Genomic DNA, 17492 nt, shown 5'->3' on the forward strand with positions numbered 1-17492 from the left:
ATGCCCACGACTGCGGAGCTCGTAACTCTGGTTTCTGAGGCGTCCGCGATTCTGGACGTCGCGGCTCAGCGCTTCGTGGCCGGGCACGGGGCCGATGGCGTGGTGTTCAAGGGTGGCAAGGACTTCGCCACCGAGGAAGATCTGGCCATCGAGCGGATGGTGGTCGCGGCGCTCACCGAGCGCACCGGTATCGCCGTGCACGGTGAGGAATTCGGCGGCCCGGCAGTGGATTCCGGTCTGGTATGGGTTGTCGACCCTATCGACGGCACGGTGAACTACGCGGCAGGGTCCCCGATGGCCGCCATCCTTCTGGGGCTGCTCTCCGACGGAGTGCCGGTAGCGGGGTTGACTTGGTTACCGTTTATGGGGGAGAAGTACACCGCAGTCACTGGTGGCCCGCTGATGCGTAACGGTGTGGCGATGCCCCCGCTGCCACGAGCCGACCTCGCCGATGTTGCGGTGGGTCTGGGCACCTTCAACGTCGACTGGAAGGGGCGAGTGCCGGGCCGTTATCGGTTGGCGGTGCTGGAGAACCTGAGCCGCATCACGTCCCGTCTGCGGATGCATGGCAGCACCGGGATCGATTTGGCCTTCACTGCGGGCGGGATACTCGGCGGTGCGGTGAGTTTCGGCGCGCACGTGTGGGATCACGCGGCCGGTATCGCGTTGGTTCAGTCGGCGGGCGGGCACGCGACGGATCTCCGCGGCAATCCGTGGACGCCCGAATCGCCGTCGGTGCTGGTGGCCGCGCCGGGTGTGCACGAACAGATCCTGGAAGTGCTGGCTGAAGTGGGAGACCCGGAGGACTACCGATGAGTGTTGCGACAAGGGTCATCGCCTGCCTCGACGTCGACGACGGCCGAGTGGTCAAAGGTGTGAACTTCGAAAACCTGCGTGACGCCGGCGATCCGGTGGAGCTCGCCGCCGCCTATGACGCCGAGGGTGTGGACGAGCTGACCTTCCTTGATGTCACGGCGTCCTCCTCGGGCCGGGCCACCATGCTGGATGTTGTGCGGCGTACCGCCGAGCAGGTCTTCATTCCGTTGACTGTGGGAGGCGGTGTGCGGTCGGTGGAAGACGTCAACGTGCTGCTGCGGGCCGGTGCGGACAAGGTGGGCGTCAACACCGCGGCGATCGCTCGCCCGGAGCTGCTAGCCGAGTTGGCACAGCGGTTCGGATCGCAGTGCATCGTACTGAGCGTCGATGCGCGCCGGGTCCGCGAACCGGACGCGCCCACCCCGTCCGGATGGGAGGTCACCACACACGGCGGGCGTACGGGCACCGGGCTCGATGCAATCGAATGGGCAAGGCGTGGAGCCGAATTGGGGGTGGGGGAGATCCTGCTCAATTCGATGGACGCCGACGGCACCAAAGCGGGATTCGACCTTCCGATGATCGCGGCCGCACGCGCCGCGGTCGATGTCCCGGTGATCGCCAGCGGCGGAGCCGGTGCTGTGGAGCATTTCGCCCCGGCGGTCCAGGCCGGTGCCGATGCGGTGCTGGCCGCCAGCGTCTTCCATTTCCGAGAGCTGACCATCGGTGAGGTTAAAGCGGCGATGGCGGCAGAAGGGATCACCGTGCGATGACTGAGCTGGATCCGGCGATCGCCGATCGTTTGAAGCGTGACGCCGCAGGCCTGGTAACCGCGGTCGTACAGGAGCACGGCACCGGCACGGTGCTGATGGTGGCGTGGATGAACGACGAGGCCTTGGCGCAGACCCTCGAGACGCGGCGCGGGACTTACTTCTCACGTTCGCGTCAGCGTCTGTGGGTCAAGGGTGAGACGTCAGGTCACACCCAATATGTGCATTCGGTGCGGTTGGACTGCGACGGTGACACGCTGGTTCTCGAAGTCGACCAGACCGGACCGGCATGCCACACCGGCGCGCACAGCTGCTTCGATGCCGATGTGCTACTTGCGGGCGCGGAGGAACTCTAGGGCCTTGTCGGCGTGCGCGTTCATGTTGAGCTCGCTCGCGAAGACCTCCAGGATCGTCTTATCGGTGCCGATGATGAACGTGGTCCGCTTGACCGGAGCCAGCTTGCCCAACAGACCGCGCTTGACGCCGAAGGCTGACGAAACCTTCCCGCCGGTATCCGAGAGCAGTGGGTAGTCGAACTTGCGCTTGTCGGCGAAGTCGGCCTGCTTCTCCACCGAGTCGACGCTGATACCCACCCGCGAGGCGCCGGCTTCCTTGAATTCGGTTGCCAGATCCCGAAAATGGCAAGCCTCGGCGGTGCAGCCTGGGGTGTTGGCGGCCGGATAGAAGAACAGCACGACGGGTCCGTCGGCCAGGAGTGCGGAGAGACTGCGGGCGGATCCGGTCTGATCCGGGAGCTCGAAGTCGGCGACGCGATCACCAGGTTTCATGAGTCGAACGCTACCCGCAGCGCCGCGTCTCCGGCACCGGGCCTCATGTGTGCACCGCGCGCGCCGGGCGTGAACGGATGAGCCGAGGCCACCAGAACAGCGGCCCGAGGAGGCGGGCGATCGCCGGCGTGATGAACGAACGCACGACGAGTGTGTCGAGCAGGAGGCCGAGACCGATGATGGACCCCAATTGGCCGACCGAGAGTAGGTCGCTCGACAGCATGGCCATCATCGTGGTGGCGAAGACGATGCCCGCAGTAGTGACAACCTTTCCGGAATTGGCTACCGCCCTGATCAAGCCCGTGTTCAGCCCCGCCTTGCTTTCCTCCAGATAGCGGGAAATGAGCAGCAGGTTGTAGTCCGAGCCCACCGCCACCAGGATGATGAAGGTGATGGGCAGGTTTAGCCAGCTCAGCGGTATCCCAAGGAAGTGCTGCCAAACCAGCACCGATAATCCGAAGGCGCCCGAGTAAGAGAACGCCACGGTGCCGACGATGACCAGTGCTGCCACCACGCTCCTGGTGATGAGCAGCATCACCAGGAAAATCAGGGCAAATGCCGCGATTGCCGCGATCAGGAGATCTGTCTTCGTGGCGTCCTGGATGTCCCAGTATGTTGCTGCGGCACCGCCGAGGTAGACCCGCGCCCCCGCTAGCGTCGTGCCCTTCAGCGCTTCCTTGGCCGCGGGCAGGTAGGCCTGGGCGTGCGCAATGCCTTCCGGGCTCAACGCCTCTCCGTCGTGGTAGATCATGTAGCGCGCGGATTTCCCGTCCGGTGAGATGAAGTACTTCAGGTCGATCTGGAAGTACGGATTGTCGAAGGCCTCGGGCGGCAGGTAGAAGAACTCGTCGTTCTTGGAACTGTCGAATGCGTATCCGAGGTCCATCATTTGGCGGCCCAGCTCGTTCAGCTGGGTCAGCAGCGGCCGCATGGTGCTCTGCTCGGTGAGGATCACTTTTCTCATACTGTCCAGTTCGTTGGCGCTTTTCCCGATGACCTCGACCAGTTGCGGTGTGACAGCGTCCTGTATCAGCGCGGCCTTGAGGGTGTCATCCACGGCATCGGTCATCGAGTCGATCTGGTCGGTCATATCGAACAGCGATCTCAGTGCCCAGCACATAGGGATGTCGGCGCAGTGGGGTTCCCAGTAAAAGTAATTCCGGAGCGGCCGGAACTGGTCGTCGAAATTGCCGAGGGTGTCCCGCATGGTGACCGTGACGTCTTTGAGCTCCTGTGCACCCTTGACGGTGATATGCGCGGCGCCCGCCTGCTGCCCGGTGAGCTCTTGTTGTTGGCGCATCAGGCCAGACATCCGCTCGGTGATATCGGCCATTTGGGTGAACCGATCGGTGAGATCCGTGAGGAATGGGATCAATTCGTTGATCTTGGTTCCCATAGTTCCCATGGTGTAGGTGAACGAAGAATGTTCCAGCGGGGTGCCCAGCGGTCTGGTGACGCTCTGAATCATCGCGACGCCTGGTGTGTGGAACACGCTGCGTGCCACCTTGTCCAGAGCGATCATGTCCGTGGAATTACGCATATCGTGCTCGGATTCGACCATGAGCATGTCGCTATTGAGCTTGCTCACCGGGAAATGCCTGTCTGCTGCGGCATATCCCTGATTCGCCGGAGTATCGGCGGATACAAAGATTCGATCATCATATTGCGGGCGGTATGACGGGAGCGTGATCGAACCGATCAACACCACGACACTGCTCACCACAAGAATTCGCCCGGGCCAACGCACGGTAACGGTGCCGACCTTGCGCCAAATACCGGCGCTTGCCTTGACTTTCGGCTCAAATACCCCGAAGCGGCTACCCAGTGCCAGTACGGCGGGCCCGAAGGTGAGGGATGCCGCGACTGCAACAAGCGTTGCCGCCGCGCACGGCACGCCCATCGTGTTGAAATAGTTGAGGCGAGTGAACTGAAGGCAGAATGTGGCGCCCGCGATGGCCAGACCCGACCCGAGGATGACGTGGGAGACGCCTTTCACCGCAGAGTAATACGCGGATTCCCGGTCTTCGCCCGCATGCCGGGCCTCTTGGTATCTGCCGATCAAGAAGATCGCATAGTCGGTGCCCGCGCCGAGAATCAACGAGACCAGGATGTTCGAGGCGAAGACGGAGATACCGATTATCTTGTGATAAGCGAGGAACGCGACAACGCCTCGCCCGCAGGACAATTCCACCATCACCATGAGTAACGTCAGGAACGCCGTGGCGACGGACCGGTAGACGATGAGCAGCATCACGGTGATGATGGCGATCGTCACGTACATCAAGCGGATCATGCTTTGGTTGCCCACTTGGAGCATGTCCGTGGACAGTGGTGCCGAGCCCGAGACGTACACCTTGACGCCATTGGAGGGTTGGACCTCGGCGACGAGCTCGCGAATCGCTTTGATGGATTCATCGGAGACAGTCGAACCTTGATCACCCGCGACACGCACAAGCGTGTACGCGGCCTTTCCATCTGCACTCTGTACGCCTGCGGCAGTCGTCCCCTGACCCCACAGGTTCATCACGTACTGAACGTGCTTTTTGTCGTTCTCTAGCTTGCCCGCCAGCTCGTCATAGAACTTGTGATCGGCATCGTTGAGTGCGTGGTCACCTTCGAGAATGACCATCACCAAGCTGTTGCTGTCGGATTCCTTGAACGATTCGCCAATGTGAATAAGGGCTTTCGAGGAGGGGGCGTCGAGCGGCACCAGCGGGCCCTGGTTCGCGTCGGTGACGGGTTCGAGCTGCGGAACGATGGTGTTGACAAGAATGGTGAACGCAACCCACACCAGGACTACCAGTATCGAGAACTTCCGAATTGTCTTCGCGAAGAAGGGCTTTCCCGTGTCGTGCCTGCTCATGCGGACAGCACCTGGCACCAGACACCCGCGTGCTCGCCGGTTGCGGTGTGCTCTGAGCGCACCAATCCGTCAACGGTGATGCGGCAGCCAACATTTTGGCCCGCCACTTGTGCCGTGATGTCCCCGGTCGCGGTCGTCAGGACGGTCGTCTCCGTGTGCGACCAGGGCAATGCGGTGGGCTCGACGTCGACCGGTTTGTTGTTGGTATCCCAGTAGCTCACGCGCGCCCAGCCGCCGTAGTCGCCATAGATCTCGTAAACGATGCTCTTGGGATTGAATTGGACGACGGCGAAATTGCCTCCAGGGCTATGTGTTCGGTCCTGCGAGCCGAAAACCCCGTGCGCGAACTTGATGGCCAGCCCCGCAGTGAGCAGTACCGCGACAAATATGGCCGGCAACCAGATCTTGTTGACCAGGCGACGGCTTCTGGAGACGCTCATGGCTGTACCTTTCGAGGTTCAAGGCCTGCGGGACCCGCGATGTCCGGGTTGCGGCACCGGCTGGCTTTGTTGCTTACCGGGCGATGCGAAACGTGATCGTCACCATTGACGGCGGTCGAGCCCGCTCTTCGATTCACTCCAACCCTTCGGAGGTTTGCGGCGATCGAGGCGCGAGTCATGCGTGACAGATACTATACAAGTTATGTATTAGGTGTCGATCTCTCCGGTGAGATGCTCGTCTCAGGGGAGTGGCGCGGGGGTTTGGCAAACAAATCGTCGAGCTCCCGGTGGTGGCGTCAAGGTTTCGATAGCCTGGGCGCGACACGCGTTTACCTGTCATTCCCGGATCGAGAGGCACGATGGCCGTCCACGAGAGCTCGATTACCACACGTGACTGGACGCTGAGCAGGCCAGAGCTCGATACATCCGCAATGGAAGTGATCGGCTCGTTGAAGCGGGCGACCGGATTGCTCGCACGGGCGCTCGAGCCTCTTTATGCGACTGCACCCATCGCCGAACCCGAGCACGACATTCTGGTTGTGCTGCGCCACCGCAAGGGTCCGGTGATCGCTCGCCACGTCGCCGAAGAACTCGGCGTATCGCAAGCCTGGGTGAGTAGAACGCTCCGCCGGCTGGAGGAGCGCGGATATGTGCAGCGGCAGGCCAATGCCAACGACAGGCGGGCCGCCATCATCAGCATGACCGACAGTGGGCGCGCCGTGGTGGACGAATTCTTCCCCGAGCAGCTGCGAATCGAACGTGAAGCGCTTGCCGGTCTGGGTGGCGAGCGGGCGGCAGTGGTCGCAAGCCTGGAGCGCCTCGTTGCGTCTCTCAGGGCATACGAAGGTTAGGCGGAGGGCGACACCCGAAGCCAGACTTCTTGTTTTTCGAACAGGTGTTCGATACCATCAATTCATGGCAGACCTCGACGGGGAGGCGGCGTCACTGGTGACGCGTCTGTCCGAGCTGGAGCGGCACAAGGCTCACGATGCGGCCGAACAGGCCCGCATATCGGTTCGACTTGATGAGGTGCGGCGTGCCATCGAAGAACGTGACGGTGTTCCTGCCAGGCGGCGCGGTGTTGGAATTGCATTGGAAGTTGCACTGGCGCGCCAGGATTCTCCGGCGCGCGGCTCCCGGCACCTGGGGTTCGCTAAGGCGCTTGTCAATGAAATGCCGCATACCCTGGCTGCCTTGGAATGCGGAGCTCTCTCCGAATGGCGCGCGACCATCCTGGTTCGCGAGACTGCCTACCTCGCCCTGGAGGATCGCCGGTAGATCGACGTCGAGATGTGCGCCGATCCGGCGCGGCATCACGGACTCGGCGACCAGCGACTCGCGGCGGAGGCCAAGAAACTGGCGTACCGCCTCGACCCCCAGGCTGTGGTGCACCGTGCGCGTCGGGCAGAGAACGATCGGCGGGTCACGATCCGTCCCGCCCCGGACACCATGACCTATCTGAAGGCACTGCTGCCGGTGAAACAGGGCGTGGCCGCATATGCGGCCCTGAAGCGAGCCGCCGACATCTCGGCCGATCCCAAGCGCGGCCGCGGGCAGATCATGGCCGACACCCTCGTGGAGCGGCTGACAGGAGTGGCGACGGCCGAGTCGGTGCCGATTGGCGTGAACATCATGATTTCCGACTCGGCGCTGCTAGGTGAGGGCGACGAGCCGGCGACAGTGGCGGGCTATGGCCCCATTCCCGCGGCAGTAGGCCGCAATCTGATCTCCAGAGCGGTTAGCGCGGGAGCGCAGGCCACGGCGCAACGGATATACCGAAAGATGGGCACCGGCGCGCTGGTGGCATTGGAGTCCCGGAGCCGGGCGTTTCCCAAGGGGCTGGCCGAGCTCATCGACCTACGAGATCAAACCTGCCGAACCCCATATAGCGATGCGCCTATTCGCCATCATGACCACGCGATGAGCCATGCCCGTGGTGGCGCGACCAGTCTTCGAAACGCGTTGGGCCTGTGTGAACGCTGCAACTTCATCAAAGAGGCCAACGGTTGGACCGTCCACCTCGTCGATGGAACCGATTGCCACACAGTCAGATACATCACCCCGACCGGGGTAACACACTATTCGACCGCCCCTCCGCTGGTGGCATAGCCAAATCGGCTGGCGGGGGTCTGGGAGAATGGTGGTCATGAATAGCACCGTCAGCGGCGCCGCCACCACGACCAGGGAAGAGTTCAATGCCCTGGCGGCAGTGCACCGGGTCGTGCCGGTGACGCGAAAGGTACTGGCGGATAGCGAGACTCCCGTCTCTGCCTATCGCAAATTGGGTGCCAATCGCCCGGGTACATTCCTGCTCGAATCGGCGGAGAATGGCCGGTCATGGTCCCGTTGGTCGTTCATCGGTGCGGGTTCACCCTCGGCGTTGACGGTCCGGGACGGTCATGCCGCCTGGCTGGGCGCCACCCCGGAGGGCGCGCCCGTCGGAGGCGACCCTCTCGCCGCGCTGCGGGCCACCATGGACCTGCTCGCTGGCGAGTCGCTCTCGGATCTCCCGCCGCTGTCGGGAGGGATGGTGGGCTTCCTGGCCTACGACATCGTGCGACGTCTGGAGCGGTTGCCCGAGAAAGCCACCGATGACCTCGGCCTGCCGGATCTGCTGCTATTGCTCGCCACCGATATGGCGGCCGTCGACCACCATGAGGGCACCATCACGCTCATCGCCAACGCGGTGAACTGGGATGACACCCCGGAACGCGTGGCTGAGGCCTACGACGGCGCGGTCGAACGGCTGGACGTGATGACGGCGGCGCTGAGCCAGCCGCTGCCCTCCACGGTGGCGCACTTCGATCGTCCGAAGCCCAGCTATCGCAGCCAGCGCACCGTGGAGGAGTACAGCGCGATCGTCGACAAGCTGGTCGGCGATATCGAAGCAGGCGAGGCATTCCAGGTGGTGCCGAGCATGCGCTTCGAAATGGAGACCGATGTCGACCCGCTGGACGTGTACCGAATCCTGCGGGTTACCAACCCGAGCCCGTACATGTATCTGCTGCACGCTCCGGATGCCGATGGTGGAACGGCGTTTTCGATCGTCGGATCGAGTCCGGAGGCGCTCGTCACCGTCAAGGACGGGGTGGCAACCACGCATCCGATCGCAGGAACCCGCTGGCGTGGCGTGACCGACGAGGAAGACATCCTGCTCGCCAAGGATCTACTCGCCGACGAAAAAGAGCTTTCCGAGCACCTCATGCTGGTCGACCTGGGCCGCAACGATCTCGGGCGTGTCTGCACCCCGGGCACCGTGAAGGTCAGCGACTACAGCCATATCGAGCGCTACAGCCACGTCATGCACCTGGTGTCGACCGTGTCCGGGTCGCTCGCGGACGGCAAGACGGCATTGGATGCCATCACCGCGTGTTTCCCCGCCGGAACGCTGTCGGGGGCACCGAAGGTGCGCGCCATGGAACTCATCGAAGAGGTCGAGCTCACCCGCCGCGGACTGTACGGGGGAGTCCTGGGATACCTGGATTTCGCCGGGAACGCCGATTTCGCCATCGCGATCCGCACCGCACTGTTCAAGGACGGTCGTGCCTATGTGCAGGCAGGCGGGGGTGTGGTGGCCGACTCCACGGGCGAATACGAATACAACGAGGCTCGGAACAAGGCCACCGCGGTGCTCAATGCCATCGCCGCCGCCGAAACCCTCACGGGCGCCGCGGATGTCTGATCCGGCCCAGAGGAATCCGGGCCGAAAACAGCTCCTCGTGGGTGCCGGGTTACTCGTGATTGCAGCGGGCGGACTGTGGGCGGCCTCGAAGTTCACCTGGGTACGCCTGCGCTCCTTTGACGGTCTTGGTGAGCCCAGAACGATCGTGGTATCTGGCACCGACTGGTCGGCGGCCCTGGTTCCGATGGCTGTTACCTTGGTCGCCGCCGCCATCGCCACCCTCGCGATCCGCGGATGGGCGCTGCGGGTCTTGGCCGGACTGGCGGCGGTGATCGGCGCCGGCGCGGCCTATCTAGGCGTCAGTCTCTGGGCGGTCCGCGATATCGGACCCCGCGCCGCGGATGTCAAGAACATCCCGATATCCACCCTGGTTGGCGCCGACCGGCTCTCCGGTGGTGCCGCGGCCACGGTCATCGCCGCGGCACTGGCGGTATTGGCCGCGATAACGCTGCTGAGGGCCGCACGGGGCTCCGCCGCCACCAAATACCAGACCCCGGCCGCGCGACGGTCTGACGGCACAGATGCGGCCGATAAGAACCAGAGCGAGCGGGTTATGTGGGACAGCTTGGACGACGGGCACGACCCCACCATCGGTCCGACTCAGCCTCAGTCCGGCCCTACCTGACCCGGTTTTCTCACTTGACCCGTGAACGGCTACCCTTCTCAGAAGTTCGAGTGCGCAGGCGCGGGGGCGCCGCAAGAAGGGAATCGTCGAGGTCATGAGTTCGGGAACCGTACTCGATTCGATCCTCGATGGCGTGCGCGCTGATGTCGCTGCGCGCGAAGCCGTTGTCGATCTCGCCACCGTGAAAGCGGCCGCCAAAGCAGCACCCAAGCCACTCAATGTCATGGCCGCGCTGCGCGAGCCAGGTATCGCCGTGATCGCCGAGGTCAAGCGGGCCAGCCCGTCGCGTGGCGAGCTTGCCGATATCAGTGATCCCGCCAAGCTCGCGAAGGCCTATGAGGATGGGGGAGCACGGATCATCAGCGTGCTCACCGAGGGCAGGCGATTTAACGGAAGTCTCGACGATCTGGACTCGGTCCGCGCAGCTGTGTCAGTTCCGGTGCTGCGCAAGGACTTTGTGGTCGGTCCGTACCAGATTCACGAGGCACGTGCGCATGGCGCCGACCTCGTCCTGCTGATCGTCGCGGCGCTCGAACAGACCGCGCTGGTATCGCTGCTCGATCGCACCGAATCGCTTGGCATGACCGCGTTGGTAGAGGTACACACCGAGGAAGAAGCCGACCGCGCGCTGTCCGCCGGTGCATCGGTCATCGGAGTCAACGCCCGCGACCTGAAAACTCTTGAGATCGACCGGGATTGCTTCTCCCGTATCGCGCCCGGGCTGCCCAGCGGCGTGATCCGTATCGCCGAATCCGGTATTCGCGGCACTGCCGATCTGCTGGCCTATGCCGGTGCCGGAGCCGATGGCGTACTGGTCGGCGAGGGGCTGGTCACCAGCGGCGATCCGCGGGGAGCTGTCGCCGATTTGGTGACGGCGGGTACGCATCCGTCCTGCCCCAAACCGGCTCGCTAGACGACGATGTCCGACGGTCTTCACACAAGCGGCTCATCCATGAAGAACACCGGCCTCCCGCAGATGAGCGCTGCCATCGCCGAGGCCACCGCGCACGATCCGGATGCCCGTGGGCATTTCGGTCCGTACGGGGGTCGCTACGTCGCCGAGGCGCTCATGGCGGTCATCGAGGAAGTGACCGCCGCCTACGAGAAGATCAGATCCGATCATTCGTTTCTCGCCGAGCTCGACCGGCTGCAGACGCACTATGTAGGCCGCCCGTCCCCGCTGTATGAGGCCGAGCGGCTCAGCTCCCATGCCGGTGGGGCACGAGTCTTTCTCAAGCGAGAAGACCTGAACCACACGGGTTCTCACAAGATCAACAATGTTCTCGGTCAGGTACTCCTGGCCAAGAAGATGGGGAAGACCCGGGTCATCGCCGAGACCGGCGCGGGGCAGCACGGGGTTGCCACCGCCACCGCGTGCGCACTCCTGGGTATCGAATGCGTGATCTACATGGGTGCAGTCGACACCGCGCGCCAAGCGCTCAATGTCGCCAGAATGCGGCTGCTCGGATCGACGGTCGTGTCTGTGGAGTCGGGGTCGAAAACTCTCAAGGACGCCATCAACGACGCCATGCGCGACTGGGTGACCAATGCGCACAACACCTACTACTGCTTTGGTACCGCGGCCGGCCCCCATCCTTTCCCGGTGATGGTGCGCGATTTTCAGCGCATCATCGGCATGGAAGCGCGGGCTCAGGTGCTCGATCAGGTGGGCAAGCTGCCGGATGCGGCCGTCGCGTGCGTCGGCGGCGGTTCGAACGCGATCGGTCTTTTCCATGCCTTTATCGACGATCCGGCGGTGCGGTTGGTCGGATACGAGGCTGCTGGCGACGGTGTCGAAACCGGAAGGCATGCGGCCACATTCACCGGCGGGACACCCGGCGCCTTCCAGGGTTCCTACTCCTATCTCTTGCAGGACGAGGACGGTCAGACCATCGAATCCCACTCGATCTCAGCGGGTTTGGATTATCCGGGAGTGGGTCCCGAGCATGCCTGGCTGCGCGAATCCGGGCGTGCCGATTACCGGCCCATCACCGACACCGAGGCCATGGACGCCTTCCTGCTGCTGTCCCGCGCCGAGGGGATCATCCCAGCCATCGAATCGGCACACGCCGTCGCGGGCGCGCTCAAACTCGGAGTTGAGTTGGGTGAGGGCGCCGTCATGGTGGTGAACCTGTCGGGCCGCGGAGACAAGGACGTCGAAACCGCTGCCAAGTGGTTCGACCTGCTGGACAAGAGCGGCGTGCAGTCATGACCCAGCCCGGTCGTCTCACCGAGGTTTTCGACAAGTGTCGGAGCGAAGAACGTGCCGCGCTGATCGGATACCTGCCCAACGGATACCCGGACCTCGACACCTCACTCGAGCTCATGACCACCCTGGTGCAGGGCGGATGCGACATCATCGAGGTCGGGATCGCCTACTCGGATCCGATGATGGACGGCCCCACGATCGCCGCCGCAGCGGAGACGGCGCTCGCCAACGGAGTTCGGGTGGCCGACGTCTTCACCACGGTCCGCGCCATCACCGATGCTGGCGGACATGCTGTCGTCATGTCCTACTGGAATCCGGTGCTGCGGTATGGAGTTGACGCCTTCGCGCGTGACCTCGCCGCGGCCGGAGGCCTTGGCATCATCACCCCCGACCTGATCCCCGACGAGGCAGAAGACTGGATCGCCGCCTCCGACGCTCACGACCTGGACCGTATCTTCCTTGTCGCGCCCTCATCCACGCCGGAACGGCTGGAGATGACCGTCGGCGCCTGCCGGGGATTCGTATATGCGGCATCCACCATGGGCGTCACCGGTGCACGTGATGCGGTATCGAACGCCGCCCCGGCCCTGGTGAGCAGGGTTCGCGAAGTCTCCGATATCGCGGTGGGTGTCGGCCTTGGTGTGCGATCCGGCGCGCAGGCCGCCGAGATCGCGGCGTACGCCGACGGTGTCATCGTCGGCTCGGCATTGGTTGCGGCCGCCCCGCAAGGCGCAGCCGCCGTGCGTACCCTGACTGAAGAGTTGGCTACCGGCGTGCGGAAGGGCATCAGCTCGAGGACAACCTCGGGGACAACAAGGAAAACACTGTGACAGTCGTGAATCTGGCGTACATCCCCAGCCCGCCCCAAGGGGTCTGGCATTTGGGACCTATCCCGATCCGCGCCTACGCGCTGTGCATCATCGCGGGCATCATCGTCGCGCTGGTCATCGGTGATCGCCGATGGGAGGAACGCGGCGGCGAGCGCGGCGTTATCTACGACATCGCGTTGTGGGCGGTGCCTTTCGGACTGGTCGGCGGTCGGCTCTACCACGTGATGACCGACTGGCAGACCTACTTTGGCCCGCACGGTAAAGGCATCGCCAAGGCCATCGCAGTCTGGGAAGGCGGTCTCGGCATCTGGGGTGCCGTCGCCCTCGGCGCGGTCGGAGCCTGGATCGCCTGTCGCCGTCGGGGAATCCCCCTTCCCGCCTTCGGCGACGCGATCGCTCCCGGCCTCGTGCTGGCCCAGGCGATCGGTCGGCTGGGTAATTACTTCAACCAGGAGCTCACCGGTGGGCCCACCACGCTGCCGTGGGGGCTGGAGCTGTTCTACCGTCGCTCTGCCGATGGCACAGTCGACGTCCTCAACCTCAACGGAGTATCCACCGGCGAGGTGGCGCAGGTCGTCCACCCGACCTTTCTGTACGAATTGCTATGGAACGTCCTGATTTTCGCGGTACTGATCCTGGTGGATCGGCGCTTCAAGATCGGGCATGGGCGGCTGTTCGCGTTGTACGTCGCCGGGTATTGCCTGGGACGCTTCTGGGTCGAGTTGATGCGCGTGGACCCGGCCACTCAGTTCGGCGGGATTCGCGTCAACTCCTTCACGTCGACACTGGTGTTCCTTGGCGCGGTCGCCTACATCCTGCTGGCTCCCAAGGGGCGTGAGGATCCGGCGACGCTGGGTGGCACTGCGGCCCTTGTGGAGGGCGCAGACGCGGATACGAGCGAAGCCGGGACCGATGACGCTCCGGTGGAGACAGACGACACTTCCGAGCAGCCCGATACCGAGCAGCCCGATACCGAGCAGGCCGCAGAGAAGGAACCCGAGAAGGACCCGGGGTCTCCGGATCCCACGGCGTCCCCGTAGATCTGGCATGGTGGAGAAATGACCGAGAGCACTCCGCCTCCCTTCGGAACGCCGCCCCCCGGCGCTCCGTATCCGCCGCCGGGAGGCGCGCTGTACCCGCCGCCCGGATATGTCGACCCTGCCGCGCCTTTTGGACGGAATCCGGCCACCGGCCAGCCGTACTCGGACAAATCGAAGCTTGTCGCGGGTCTGTTGCAACTCCTGGGCCTGGTCGGATTCCTGGGCTTCGGCCGCATCTATCTGGGCCAGACGCTGCTGGGTGTCATTCAGCTGGTGGTTGGCTTGGTGACGTTCGGAATCGTCGCGGTCATTTGGGCGATCGTCGACGCTGTTCTGATTTTCGGCGGGAAGGTCGATGACAAAGCGGGCAGGGCACTGCGTGACTGATCTCGAGGCTGAGACGGCCCTTCGCCGGATGTGAGAGAATCGAGATGACCGGGACGGCCCGGTCATTCTTCGCCAGGGGACGGCCTCACCGAATTTCGGAGGTATCTCTCATGGTTTGGCTGGTTCTCATCTTCGCGGGTCTGCTTGAGGTGGGTTGGGCCATCGGTCTCAAATACACCGAAGGTTTCACCCGCCTGTGGCCGACCGTTGGCACCATCGGATCGATGATCATCAGCATCGCGCTGCTCGGCATCGCGATGAAGAGCCTGCCAGTCGGTACCGCGTACGCGATCTGGGTGGGTATTGGTGCCGTCGGCACGGCGATCCTGGGCATCGTGCTGTTCGGCGATTCGGCCAACGTCTGGCGACTGCTCAGCTTGGGGTTGATTCTCGCCGGCATCATCGGGCTGAAACTGGCGTCCTGACAACGAAAATCGAGGTAAGCGGGCGGTTACGCGTGTGCGACTGACTCGTGAGTACAGGTCACCCCGACTATGCTCAGAGCCGTGACGAGACGCGGAAAGATTGTTTGCACCCTCGGTCCTGCGACCGGTTCTGCCGAGCTTGTGCGTGAGCTCGTCGAATCCGGGATGGACGTGGCGCGGCTCAACTTCAGCCACGGCGACCATGCCGATCACGAACAGAACTATCGCTGGGTGCGTCGGGCCTCCGACGAGACCGGGCGCGCGGTCGGCATTCTCGCCGACCTGCAGGGCCCCAAGATCCGACTGGGCCGGTTCGCCACCGGCTCCACCGAGTGGGCGACGGGCGAAAAGGTCAGGATCACCGTCGACGATGTGGTGGGCACCCCTGACCGGGTTTCCACCACATACAAGCAGCTGGCCGCCGATGCGTCCGTCGGGGACAGGCTCCTTGTCGACGACGGCAAGGTGGGTCTAACGGTAGAGGCCATCGAGGGCAACGATGTGGTCTGCCTGGTCACCGAGGGTGGTCCGGTCAGCAATAACAAGGGTTTGTCGTTGCCGGGAATGAACGTCTCGGTCCCCGCCCTGTCCGAAAAGGACATCGCCGACCTCGAATTCGCGCTGCGGATCGGGGTGGACCTGATTGCGCTGTCGTTCGTGCGTTCACCCGCCGATGTCGAGCTGGTGCGCGCGATAATGGACCGGGTCGGACGCCGCGTACCGGTTATCGCCAAGCTGGAGAAGCCCGAAGCGGTCGCCAACCTCGAAGCCATCGTGCTGGCCTTCGATGCGATCATGGTCGCCCGCGGTGACCTCGGCGTGGAGCTGCCGCTCGAAGAGGTGCCGCTGGTCCAGAAGCGGGCCATCCAGATCGCTCGCGAGAACGCCCGGCCGGTCATCGTCGCCACCCAGATGCTCGAATCGATGATCGAGAACTCCCGGCCCACCCGCGCCGAGGCCTCCGATGTCGCCAATGCCGTTTTGGACGGTGCCGATGCCGTGATGCTGTCGGGGGAGACCTCGGTCGGCAAGTACCCGTTGGAGGCGGTGCGGACGATGGCCCGCATCGTGTCGGCGGTGGAGGGTCACTCGGTGAGTGCACCGCCGTTGACGCATGTGCCGCGCACCAAGCGCGGCGTGATTTCGTATGCCGCGCGGGATATCGGAGAGCGGCTGGACGCCAAAGCCCTGGTGGCGTTCACCCAGTCCGGCGACACGGTGCGCCGCTTGGCTCGCCTGCACACTCCGCTGCCGCTGCTGGCCTTCACCGCCCTGCCCGAGGTGCGTAGCCAGCTGGCGCTGACCTGGGGTACCGAGACTTTCATCGTCCCGCAGATGGACAGCACCGACGGGATGATTCAGCAGGTCGACGCCTCGTTGCTGGCTATGGAGCGCTACCAGCGGGGCGACCTCGTGATCATCGTCGCGGGCGCGCCGCCGGGGACAGTAGGCTCGACCAATCTGATCCACGTGCACCGGATCGGCGAGGACGACCACTAAACGGAGGATCCAGCATCAGCAACGCACCTGATTTTGCACAGCTACTCGCGCTGCTGGAGCTGAAGAATCCCGAGACCGACCTGTTCATCGGCGGCCATCCCACGGTTAACCCGCCCCGCACATTCGGCGGTCAGCTGATGGCGCAGTCCGTGGTGGCCTCCGGCCGTACCGTGTCTGAGAAGCTCTCGCTCGCGGCCGTCTCGACCCATTTCATTAACGGCGGCAACCCCGAGCAGGACATCGAATTTCGGGTACTGCGATTGCGGGATGAGCGCAGCTTCGCCAATCGCCGGGTCGACGCGGTCCAGGGCGACCTGCTGCTGTCCTCGGCGCTGGTGTCGTACCTGAAGGACTCCCCAGGTCTCGAACATGCAGTGCGGCCGCCGGCGGTGGCCGATCCGGAAACACTGCCGACCATCGATGAGCATCTAGTCGGCTACGAGGAGACCGTGCCGATGTTCGTGGCCGCCCTCAAGCCCATCGAATGGCGTTACGACAACGACCCGGCATGGGTTCTCAAGGCGAAATCTCAACGGCTGGAACATAATCGGGTGTGGATGAAGAGCCACGGGCCGCTGCCCGATGACCCGGTGCTGCACAGTGCGGCACTGGTTTACTCATCGGACACCACAGTGCTGGATTCGATCATCACCACCCACGGGCTGTCCTGGGGTTACGACCGGATTTTCGCCGCCACCATCAACCACAGCGTCTGGTTCCACCGTCCGCTGCGGTTCGATGACTGGGTGCTCTATGCCACCGAGTCGCCGGTTGCGTCCGCGGGGCGCGGCACGGGGGCCGGACGCTTTTTTGACCGCGAAGGAACGTTGCTGGCAAGTACTATCCAGGAAGGCATTGTCAAATACTTCCCGGGGCGGTCATGATTCGTATTCTTTCTCTGCTGGTGGTGGTTCTTACCGTGATCACCATCATTTCCATCATTCAGGACCCAGTGAAGCCGAACGGCGAGAAGCTGCCGTGGGCCGTCATCGTGTTGGTCTTCCCGATCTTCGGCCCTATTCTTTGGTTTGCCATCGGGAAGAGCGGTCCTGCCGACCGCTGGTAGCTGCGGGAGTATCCTGCAGTAGAGATCGAGGAAACGTTTCGGCGACTGTGGAGG

At 63.7% G+C, this 17492-nt stretch carries 18 protein-coding genes and 1 pseudogene; 16 read left to right on the forward strand and 3 right to left on the reverse strand.

What is annotated here, in order from left to right; all coding sequences use genetic code 11:
* The 3 genes from AB0H22_RS20980 to hisI are packed head-to-tail and all read left to right on the forward strand — an operon-like array spanning window position 1 to window position 1939.
* Window positions 1-816, forward strand: coding sequence for an inositol monophosphatase (locus tag AB0H22_RS20980; RefSeq protein ID WP_358148667.1), 816 nt, complete (start codon window positions 1-3; stop codon window positions 814-816).
* Window positions 813-1586: an imidazole glycerol phosphate synthase subunit HisF gene (gene hisF, locus AB0H22_RS20985; protein ID WP_180749976.1), complete on the forward strand. Its 774-nt coding sequence runs from the start codon at window positions 813-815 to the stop codon at window positions 1584-1586. The genes AB0H22_RS20980 and hisF overlap by 4 nt, the downstream gene beginning before the upstream one ends.
* Window positions 1583-1939: a phosphoribosyl-AMP cyclohydrolase gene (gene hisI / locus AB0H22_RS20990; RefSeq protein ID WP_358148669.1), complete on the forward strand. Its 357-nt coding sequence runs from the start codon at window positions 1583-1585 to the stop codon at window positions 1937-1939. Before hisF ends, hisI begins: the two co-directional genes overlap by 4 nt.
* Here hisI and AB0H22_RS20995 read toward each other — a convergent pair.
* From AB0H22_RS20995 to AB0H22_RS21005, 3 genes are read right to left on the reverse strand one after another with little or no spacing between them, the layout of a single operon-like run.
* Complete coding sequence (locus tag AB0H22_RS20995; RefSeq protein WP_358148672.1) at window positions 1913-2371, reverse strand: peroxiredoxin; 459 nt, start codon at window positions 2369-2371, stop codon at window positions 1913-1915. The genes hisI and AB0H22_RS20995 overlap by 27 nt on opposite strands.
* A gap of 43 nt (window positions 2372-2414) precedes the next feature.
* On the reverse strand, window positions 2415-5234 hold the full coding sequence (locus AB0H22_RS21000) for an MMPL family transporter (protein WP_358148674.1): 2820 nt from the start codon (window positions 5232-5234) through the stop codon (window positions 2415-2417).
* A complete protein-coding gene (locus tag AB0H22_RS21005) occupies window positions 5231-5674 on the reverse strand; it encodes an MmpS family transport accessory protein (protein ID WP_180749980.1) in 444 nt (147 codons plus the stop codon). The genes AB0H22_RS21000 and AB0H22_RS21005 overlap by 4 nt, the downstream gene beginning before the upstream one ends.
* 359 nt (window positions 5675-6033) lie before the next feature.
* On the opposite strand from AB0H22_RS21005, the gene AB0H22_RS21010 reads away from it, so the two are divergent.
* From AB0H22_RS21010 to AB0H22_RS21070, 13 genes and pseudogenes are all read left to right on the forward strand, one after another.
* On the forward strand, window positions 6034-6525 hold the full coding sequence (locus AB0H22_RS21010) for a MarR family transcriptional regulator (protein WP_358148677.1): 492 nt from the start codon (window positions 6034-6036) through the stop codon (window positions 6523-6525).
* A 64-nt stretch (window positions 6526-6589) separates the two neighbouring features.
* Window positions 6590-7783 (forward strand): annotated as a pseudogene (locus AB0H22_RS21015) (DUF222 domain-containing protein).
* A gap of 37 nt (window positions 7784-7820) precedes the next feature.
* A complete protein-coding gene (locus AB0H22_RS21020) occupies window positions 7821-9356 on the forward strand; it encodes an anthranilate synthase component I (RefSeq protein WP_358148679.1) in 1536 nt (511 codons plus the stop codon).
* Complete coding sequence (locus AB0H22_RS21025) at window positions 9349-9981, forward strand: TIGR02234 family membrane protein (protein ID WP_358148682.1); 633 nt, start codon at window positions 9349-9351, stop codon at window positions 9979-9981. The genes AB0H22_RS21020 and AB0H22_RS21025 overlap by 8 nt, the downstream gene beginning before the upstream one ends.
* A 94-nt stretch (window positions 9982-10075) precedes the next feature.
* Window positions 10076-10894: an indole-3-glycerol phosphate synthase TrpC gene (gene trpC, locus AB0H22_RS21030; RefSeq protein WP_180749983.1), complete on the forward strand. Its 819-nt coding sequence runs from the start codon at window positions 10076-10078 to the stop codon at window positions 10892-10894.
* Between the two features lie 39 nt (window positions 10895-10933).
* Window positions 10934-12193 carry a tryptophan synthase subunit beta gene (gene trpB / locus AB0H22_RS21035; protein ID WP_358148684.1) on the forward strand — a complete coding sequence of 420 codons (1260 nt, stop codon included), beginning with the start codon at window positions 10934-10936 and terminating at the stop codon, window positions 12191-12193.
* On the forward strand, window positions 12190-13020 hold the full coding sequence (trpA, locus tag AB0H22_RS21040) for a tryptophan synthase subunit alpha (protein WP_358148686.1): 831 nt from the start codon (window positions 12190-12192) through the stop codon (window positions 13018-13020). The genes trpB and trpA overlap by 4 nt, the downstream gene beginning before the upstream one ends.
* On the forward strand, window positions 13017-14060 hold the full coding sequence (gene lgt / locus AB0H22_RS21045; protein ID WP_358148689.1) for a prolipoprotein diacylglyceryl transferase: 1044 nt from the start codon (window positions 13017-13019) through the stop codon (window positions 14058-14060). The genes trpA and lgt overlap by 4 nt, the downstream gene beginning before the upstream one ends.
* Before the next feature lie 18 nt (window positions 14061-14078).
* Window positions 14079-14447, forward strand: coding sequence for an NINE protein (locus AB0H22_RS21050; protein WP_358148692.1), 369 nt, complete (start codon window positions 14079-14081; stop codon window positions 14445-14447).
* Window positions 14448-14557: 110 nt separating this feature from the next.
* On the forward strand, window positions 14558-14872 hold the full coding sequence (gene sugE, locus AB0H22_RS21055) for a quaternary ammonium compound efflux SMR transporter SugE (protein WP_180749987.1): 315 nt from the start codon (window positions 14558-14560) through the stop codon (window positions 14870-14872).
* A gap of 81 nt (window positions 14873-14953) precedes the next feature.
* Window positions 14954-16372, forward strand: a complete 1419-nt coding sequence (gene pyk / locus AB0H22_RS21060) for a pyruvate kinase (RefSeq protein WP_180749988.1) — start codon at window positions 14954-14956, stop codon at window positions 16370-16372.
* 14 nt (window positions 16373-16386) lie between these two features.
* Entirely contained in the window at window positions 16387-17256 is an 870-nt protein-coding gene (locus AB0H22_RS21065) for an acyl-CoA thioesterase II (protein WP_180750350.1), read from the forward strand.
* Entirely contained in the window at window positions 17253-17438 is a 186-nt protein-coding gene (locus AB0H22_RS21070; protein ID WP_180749989.1) for a PLD nuclease N-terminal domain-containing protein, read from the forward strand. The genes AB0H22_RS21065 and AB0H22_RS21070 overlap by 4 nt, the downstream gene beginning before the upstream one ends.
* Window positions 17439-17492 lie beyond the last annotated feature (54 nt).

Source organism: Mycobacterium sp. NPDC050853, assembly GCF_040653875.1.
Classification (GTDB): Bacteria; Actinomycetota; Actinomycetes; order Mycobacteriales; family Mycobacteriaceae; genus Mycobacterium.